This is a genomic window from Amycolatopsis sp. M39 (genome assembly GCF_001651785.1).
GTDB lineage: Bacteria > Actinomycetota > Actinomycetes > Mycobacteriales > Pseudonocardiaceae > Amycolatopsis > Amycolatopsis rubida.
Genome location: NZ_LWSF01000010.1, coordinates 218,363 through 224,956, shown reverse-complemented (window position 1 = coordinate 224,956; position 6,594 = coordinate 218,363). Strand labels below are relative to the sequence as shown.

Genomic DNA, 6,594 nt, shown 5'->3' with positions numbered 1-6,594 from the left:
CCCGCTGCCGCTGCCCGCTGCCGCTGCCCGCACCCGCGCCCGCTGCCGCTGCCCGCGCCCGCTGCCGCCGCCCGCGCCCGCTGCCGCTGCCGCCGCCCGCCGCTGTCCCGCGCGAGTGTGCGTCGTGCCCGGGCCCTCGTGAGTGGCGATCCCGGTTCTAACCAGGATCGCCACTCACGACACCCCCTCACCTGCCAAAACACACTATCCTGCGGTGGTATACACGGCGCGTATACCCGTGTTGTATAGTGATCTTCACCCCCGGGATTCCGGGGTCAAGGGAGGAACAGGGGAATGTCGGTTTCACATACCTTGCTCGGGTTGCTCGAGTCGGGTCCGAGACACGGGTACGACCTGAAACGGGCGTACGACGAGCAGTTCGGGCAGGACCGCCCGCTCGCGTACGGCCAGGTCTACTCGACGCTGTCGCGCCTGCTGCGCAACGGCATGGTCGAGGTCGCGGGGGTCGAGAGCGGCGACGGGCCGGAGCGGAAGCGCTACACGATCACCGACGCCGGGATCACCGACGTCGAGCAGTGGCTGAGCACTCCGGAAAGCCCGGAGCCGTACCTGCAGAACACGCTGTACACGAAGGTGGTCCTGGCGCTGCTGTCCGGCCGCGACGCCACCGACGTGCTCGACGTCCAGCGCAGCGAGCACCTCAAGGTGATGCGCTCGCTCACGAAGCGGAAGTACGAGGGCGACCTCGCCGATCAGCTGATCTGCGACCACGCGCTCTTCCATCTTGAGGCGGACCTGCGGTGGCTCGAGCTCACCGCGGCCCGGCTCGGCGAACTCGAGAAGGCGGTGCGCTGATGACCAGGCCGGGAACTGCGTTGCTCGCGGGCAACGGGCTGCATAAATCGTTCGGCCAGACGCGGGCGCTCGACGGGGCGGCGCTGGCCGTCTCGGCGGGGGAAGTGCTCGCGATCATGGGCGCGTCCGGTTCGGGGAAATCGACGCTGCTGCACTGTCTCGCCGGGATCGTCCGGCCGGACTCGGGGGCCATCCACTACGGCGGCCGGGACCTCGTCGCGATGGACGACAAGGGCCGGAGCGCGCTGCGGCGCACCGAATTCGGCTTCGTGTTCCAGTTCGGCCAGCTCGTTCCCGAGCTGACCTGCCTGGAGAACGTCGCGCTTCCGCTGCGGCTGACCGGGGCGAAGCGGGGGCCGGCCGAGGCCAAGGCGAAGGAATGGCTGGCCCGGCTGGAGGTCGACAACCTGGCGAAGCGCCGTCCGGGCGACGTGTCCGGCGGTCAGGCGCAGCGGATCGCGGTCGCGCGGGCGCTGGTGACCGGGCCGAAGGTCGTGTTCGCCGACGAGCCGACCGGCGCGCTCGACTCGCTCAACGGCGAGAAGGTCATGCAGATGCTCACCCAGGCGGCGCGGGAAACGCACGCCGCGGTGGTGCTGGTGACCCACGAACCGCGGGTGGCGGCGTACTCCGACCGCGAGATCGTGGTCCGGGACGGGCGCACGGTCGACCGGGAGCTGGTCGCATGATGCGGGATCTGCTGCTGGGACTCCGGCTGGCCGTCGGGGGCGGCCGGATGTCCGGTTCGGCGCTCCTGCGGCTCGCGATGACCGCGTTCGGGATCGCGCTCGCGGTCGCCGTGCTCCTGCCCGCCGCCTCGGTGAGCCACCTGGTGAACGCGCGGGCGGACCGGGCGGCGGCGATCAAGCAGGACACCGCTCCGCGCGAGGGGATCGCGCCGCTGGCGACCTACCGCTGGTATCCGTCCGTCGGCGAGGACTACCTCCTGCTGACCGCGGTCGCGGCGACCGGGGAGAACTCGCCGGTGCCGCCGGGGCTGTCGCGGCTGCCCGCGCCGGGCGAGGTGATCGTGTCGCCCGCGCTGGCGGAGAAGCTGAACTCGGCCGAGGGCGCGTCGATCAAGGCGCGGCTGCCGGGGAACGTGGTCGGCCAGATCGCGGAGCCGGGCGTCGGCGACGCGGCCGACCTGACCGCGTACTACGGGTCGACCGCCGCGGAGATCAAGGCCGAAGGGGAGAACGCCAGCAGCGTTTACGCCTACGGCAAGCCCGCCGAAGGGTTCGCGCTGTCGGCGATCATGTGGATGGTCGTCGCGCCGATCGCCGCGGTGCTGCTGCTGCCGCTGCTGATCTTCGTGACCACCGCGTCGCGGATGGGCGCGGCGCAACGCGAACGGCGGCTCGCCGCGCTGCGGCTGGTCGGCGTGGACGCCCGGCAGATCAAACGGGTCGCGGCGGCGGAATCGCTGGTCGGCGCGGTGATCGGGCTCGTGGCGGGCGGGGCGCTGTTCTACGCGCTGCGGCCGTTCATCGGGGACTGGCTTCCGTTCGGCCTCCGGGTGTTCGCGGACGATTTCACGCCGTCGTGGGTGGCGTTGCTGGTGATCGTGCTGCTCGTGCCCGGTCTCGCGGTCGGCTCGGCGCTGTTCGGCCTGCGCCGCACGATCGTCGAACCGCTCGGCGTGGTCCGGCAGGGCAAACCGGTGCGGCGGCGGATGTGGTGGCGCTGGACGGTCACCGGGATCGGCGCGGTGTTCCTGCTCGGCACGCTCGTCGTCTCGCCGGGGTCGGGGGACCAGGCCGCGGCGCTCGCGCTCGCGGTGGGCAGCGTGTTCCTGCTCATCGGTGTCGCGGCGCTGCTGCCGTGGCTGGTGGAGCGGATCGTGGAACGGCTGCAGGGCGGTCCGCCGTCGTGGCAGCTCGCGGTGCGCAGGCTGCAGCTCGACAGCGGCACCGCCAGCCGGGTGGTGTCCGGGCTGGTCGTCGTGCTGGCCGGGACGATCCTGATCCAGGGGGTGCTCACGTCGATGAGCAACCGCAGCTCGCGGTCGTACGAGACGCCGGCCGGGGTCGCGGCCGCGCCGGTGCGGGTGGACACGACGAGCGCGCACGAGGCGGAGGTCCGCGAACGGCTGTCCGGGGTGGCCGGGGTGACCGGGGTGCACCGCTCCCAATCCCTGCAGCTCGGCTCCGGCGAGCGCCAGGTCTACGGCACCGTCGGGGACTGCGTGGCGTTGAAGACGGAGGCGAACATCGGCGACTGCGCCGACGGCGACGTCTTCTACGTGGCGGGCTCGTCGGCTCAGGCCGCTCCGAAGGGCGACTACCGGCTGATGACCTACCGCAACGGCCACGAGGTCGAGGGTCCTCAGTGGACAGTCCCGGGGAACGTCCGGGTGGTGCCGTCGGGCAACACCGCGAAGGCGTCGGTCAGCAGCCTGCTGATCACGCCGAGCGCGTTCGGCGACGTCAAGCTGCCGGGGGAGCGCACGCAACTGCTCGTGGCGGGCGCCGGGGGCGCCGACGCGCTGATCGACCGGGTCGCGGCGGCGGTGCGCCCGCTGGCGTGGAAGGCCGAAGTCGGCAAGACGGACTTGATGTCCGACTACGCCGGCCGCGACGACCGGATGCTGGCGAGCTTCCGCGCGGTGCTGCTGACCGCGTCGCTGTTCGTGCTGGCGGTGGCGGCGATGAGCCTGCTGATGCTGTCGATCGAGCAGATCAGCGAACGCCGCCGCCCGCTCGCCGCGCTGTCCGCGGCCGGCGTGCCGATCGGCGTGCTGGCCAGGGGATCCCTGTGGCAGACCGCGGTCCCGGTGGTCGTCGGGGTGGTGCTGGCCGTCGGAGCGGGGCTCGGCCTGACCGCGCCGATCCTGCGGCTGGCGAAAATGCCGATGATGGTGGACGGCGGGGTCCTCGCCGGACTGGCCGGAGCCGCGGTCGCCGCGGTACTGCTGGTGACGGCGTTGACGCTGCCACTGCTGCGCCAGGTGACGAGGCTGGACACGCTCCGCTCGGAGTAGACCGGGGGCATCTGGCGATGTACGTGAGGGGAACCCTGAGGGAATCTGATTCCCTCAGGGTTCCCCTCACGACTCTTGCCGCACCAGGCCCAGTTCAGCGCATCCAGCTCGGAGCGGCTCCATGCCGAAGGCGTCCACTGGGCGCACTACGCCTGGTGTTGCCGGGCCGTCGACGCTCAACCGGATCGCGGCCCAAGCCAGCAGATCCCCGGTGAGCGTGTACGCATTCGGTCCCGCAAGCCGAACCCCGGCCCGGGAATCGGCGACTGCGACGACCTGTGCGCCGGTTTTCGCCCGCGCGGCCGCGTCCGGCCCTCCGGGCGGACCCGCCATCGGCCCGCTCGCCGCCCGCATCAGCGGCCCGGCGACCGCGGCCAGCGCGGAAACCGCAGGCATCGCCCGGCTCAAGGCGGGGAACCAGCCATTGTAGACAGTGACCTCGTCGAGCGACGGGAAGGTCCCCGGCAGGAAGAGCACTTCGGTCCCGGAAACCAGAAAAGCCGGCTTGGTCCGCCCTCGGACCGGGAACGCGCGCACCCGGCTGCCGGTCCGTTCCTCGACCAGCCGCCGTCCTCGCCAGCGCAGCGAAGGCAGGGCCAGCCCGTCCCGCATGGTCGTCCGGGTGCCTTGGCTCAACCCGCGATAAAGCGGCCCGGTCGCGAAGTATCCGATTTCCAGCGAGCGCACGCCGTCGCCCGCCTCTCGCGCGGCAAGGGCACCGGCGAGGATGCCGGGGACGTAGTCGTAACCGAAGGCCGGGACCATCGCCGCGCCGGTTTCGACTGCCCGCTCATGGTGCCGGGCACGCACGTCGCGGACGAAGCCGACTTCGCCAGTCGAGTCCAGATAGTGCGCTCCGGCGTCGGCGGCTTGTGCGGCCGCGTGTCCGATCCGGTCGAACGGCCCGACGGTAGCGATCAGCACGTCCCCGGGCCCGGCCAGCGAGCGGAGGCTCGCGGGATCGCTGACGTCCGCGACCGCGGTCTCCAGATCGCCGTGGCCGGCGGCGAGCACCTCCAGCGCGGCCCGGTTCCGTGCGGCCAGAACCGGCCGCACCCCGCGTCGCGTCAGCGACTCCAGGACGAGGCCGCCGGTATAGCCGGTCGCCCCGAACACCACGATCTGCCCGGTCATGCCGCCACCGGGACGTGCCGGCGGAGGAAATCAGCCTGATCCGCGACAACCCGTTCGAACTGATCACCTTGGCAGACCGCGAAATGTCCGTCCGGACAGGTCCGTACCTCGCCGCGTGGCGCGCGGGTGGCGTACCGCAGCGTCGGTCCGGCAGGAGCGACGGAATCCTTCTCGCGCACCGCGGACAACCTAGGCGCCTCGATCCGGCCGGCCCGGCCGGTACCGCAGGATGTCGAACACCACCCGGGCCGCGACCTCGTCGCGGAAATCGCTGCCCGGCGGCACCAGCGCAAAATACCCCGGCTCGGTGTCCGGCGCGGTGCCCCGTTCCGGGCCGGCGGTGGCGATGAGCTGCGGCGGCCGTCCGAGCCAGTGCCCGGATCACATCCCGGGCCGCGGCGGCGGTCGCCTTGGCCGAACTGGCGGACGCGATGCCGTCGGTGAACGGGGCATTGCGCGATCGCGGCGACGAGTCCGGCCGGGCGGTTCGCGGCGGCGCTGAGCACAGGGCCGCCGCCGAAGGAGATGCCCCAGGCGATGACCCGGTCGCCGCCGACCTGGGGGGAGTGCGCGCGCAGGCGATCGCGGCGGCGCAATCGGCGAGTTGTTTCCGCGGGGACAGCAGGTGGCGCGGAGTGCCTTCGCTGTCGCCGCATCTGGCGCTGGCCCCGCTGCTCGGGCCTGGTCGAAGGCGATTCCGCGCGCGCGGCGGCGACCGCGCGCCGGCTGACCGGGGCGCTGCTGGCACCGTATCCGCGCGGACCGACGCGAATGCGAATTGCCGTTCGCGGCGTCCTCGCGGGAAATCCGGAGTGGTATAGACTGGCGCGGCCCACGTGCTTACCGATCCGCCGCCCGCGCACCGACAGGGGTCGACCGATGACCAGCAAGCAGAACGCCACGCCCGGGGAAAAGGGCGGCACTCGGCGGCTGGCGGAAAAGGTGTCCGAGCAGATCGAAAAAGACATCATCGACGGCGGCTGGCGGGTCGGATCGGTGCTGGGCTCGGAAACGGAGCTGATCGAGCGGTACGGGGTCAGCCGGGCGGTTTTCCGCGAGGCGGTGCGGCTGGTCGAGCACCAGCAGATGGCGGCGATGCGCCGCGGTCCCGGCGGCGGACTCGTGGTGACAGAACCGGATCCGGGCGTCGTGCGCAACGCGGCGCGGGTGTACCTGCGCCACGCCGAGGTGAACCGGCAGCAGCTGATGCAGGCGCGGACCGCGCTGGAGGTCGCGGGCATCGCGCTGGCCGCGGAAAACCTCACGGAATCGGGAATCGTGCGGCTGAAAGAAGCGCTCGAATCCGAACGCGAACTCATTGAACAAGGATTCACCCGCGGGCACGCGCGCAATCTGCACCGCGTTATCGCCGAACTCGCCGGAAACCCGGCGATCACATTGTTCGTGGAAGTCCTCGCGCAACTCGATCAGGACATCGTGCAGCGGGAATGGGACGCGGAATCCGCCGGCGGCGAGCACCGCGACGCCGCCCGCGAATCGCACGAGGCGCACGAAGCGATCGTGGCGGCCCTCGTCGCCGGGGACGCCCCGCTGGGCCAGCACCGGATGCGCAGGCACTTGCAGGCCATCGCCGCGTTGCTGCGCCCCGAAGCCTGATCTCCGCCGTCAGAGTACACCCTTTCTCCTTCGGGGCGCTGAGG

At 71.8% G+C, this 6,594-nt stretch carries 5 protein-coding genes; 4 read left to right on the top strand and 1 reads right to left on the bottom strand.

All coding sequences use genetic code 11. The features are described 5' to 3' along the window. The first annotated feature begins 294 nt into the window (after window positions 1-294). From A4R44_RS23540 to A4R44_RS23530, 3 genes are read left to right on the top strand one after another with little or no spacing between them, the layout of a single operon-like run. Window positions 295-816 carry a PadR family transcriptional regulator gene (locus tag A4R44_RS23540; protein WP_037813352.1) on the top strand — a complete coding sequence of 174 codons (522 nt, stop codon included), beginning with the start codon at window positions 295-297 and terminating at the stop codon, window positions 814-816. Further along, the gene (locus A4R44_RS23535) at window positions 816-1,505 is read left to right on the top strand and encodes an ABC transporter ATP-binding protein (RefSeq protein WP_067584521.1); all 690 of its coding nucleotides are present in this window, start codon (window positions 816-818) and stop codon (window positions 1,503-1,505) included. Before A4R44_RS23540 ends, A4R44_RS23535 begins: the two co-directional genes overlap by 1 nt. Next, window positions 1,502-3,799, top strand: a complete 2,298-nt coding sequence (locus A4R44_RS23530; protein WP_067584518.1) for an FtsX-like permease family protein — start codon at window positions 1,502-1,504, stop codon at window positions 3,797-3,799. The genes A4R44_RS23535 and A4R44_RS23530 overlap by 4 nt, the downstream gene beginning before the upstream one ends. Before the next feature lie 66 nt (window positions 3,800-3,865). Here the strand turns inward: A4R44_RS23530 and A4R44_RS23525 are convergent, their stop codons facing one another. Next, complete coding sequence (locus A4R44_RS23525; protein ID WP_067584515.1) at window positions 3,866-4,933, bottom strand: trans-acting enoyl reductase family protein; 1,068 nt, start codon at window positions 4,931-4,933, stop codon at window positions 3,866-3,868. 879 nt (window positions 4,934-5,812) lie between these two features. Between A4R44_RS23525 and A4R44_RS23515 the strand changes: the two genes are divergently transcribed. After that, window positions 5,813-6,550 carry a FadR/GntR family transcriptional regulator gene (locus A4R44_RS23515; protein WP_067584509.1) on the top strand — a complete coding sequence of 246 codons (738 nt, stop codon included), beginning with the start codon at window positions 5,813-5,815 and terminating at the stop codon, window positions 6,548-6,550. Window positions 6,551-6,594: the final 44 nt, after the last annotated feature.

Bases quoted from the DNA above. Each gene is read 5' to 3' on its own strand.
- A4R44_RS23525 (WP_067584515.1), bottom strand. From the start codon at position 4,933: ATGACCGGGCAGATCGTGGTGTTCGGGGCGACCGGCTATACCGGCGGC.
- A4R44_RS23530 (WP_067584518.1), top strand. From the start codon at position 1,502: ATGATGCGGGATCTGCTGCTGGGACTCCGGCTGGCCGTCGGGGGCGGC.
- A4R44_RS23540 (WP_037813352.1), top strand. From the start codon at position 295: ATGTCGGTTTCACATACCTTGCTCGGGTTGCTCGAGTCGGGTCCGAGA.
- A4R44_RS23535 (WP_067584521.1), top strand. From the start codon at position 816: ATGACCAGGCCGGGAACTGCGTTGCTCGCGGGCAACGGGCTGCATAAA.
- A4R44_RS23515 (WP_067584509.1), top strand. From the start codon at position 5,813: ATGACCAGCAAGCAGAACGCCACGCCCGGGGAAAAGGGCGGCACTCGG.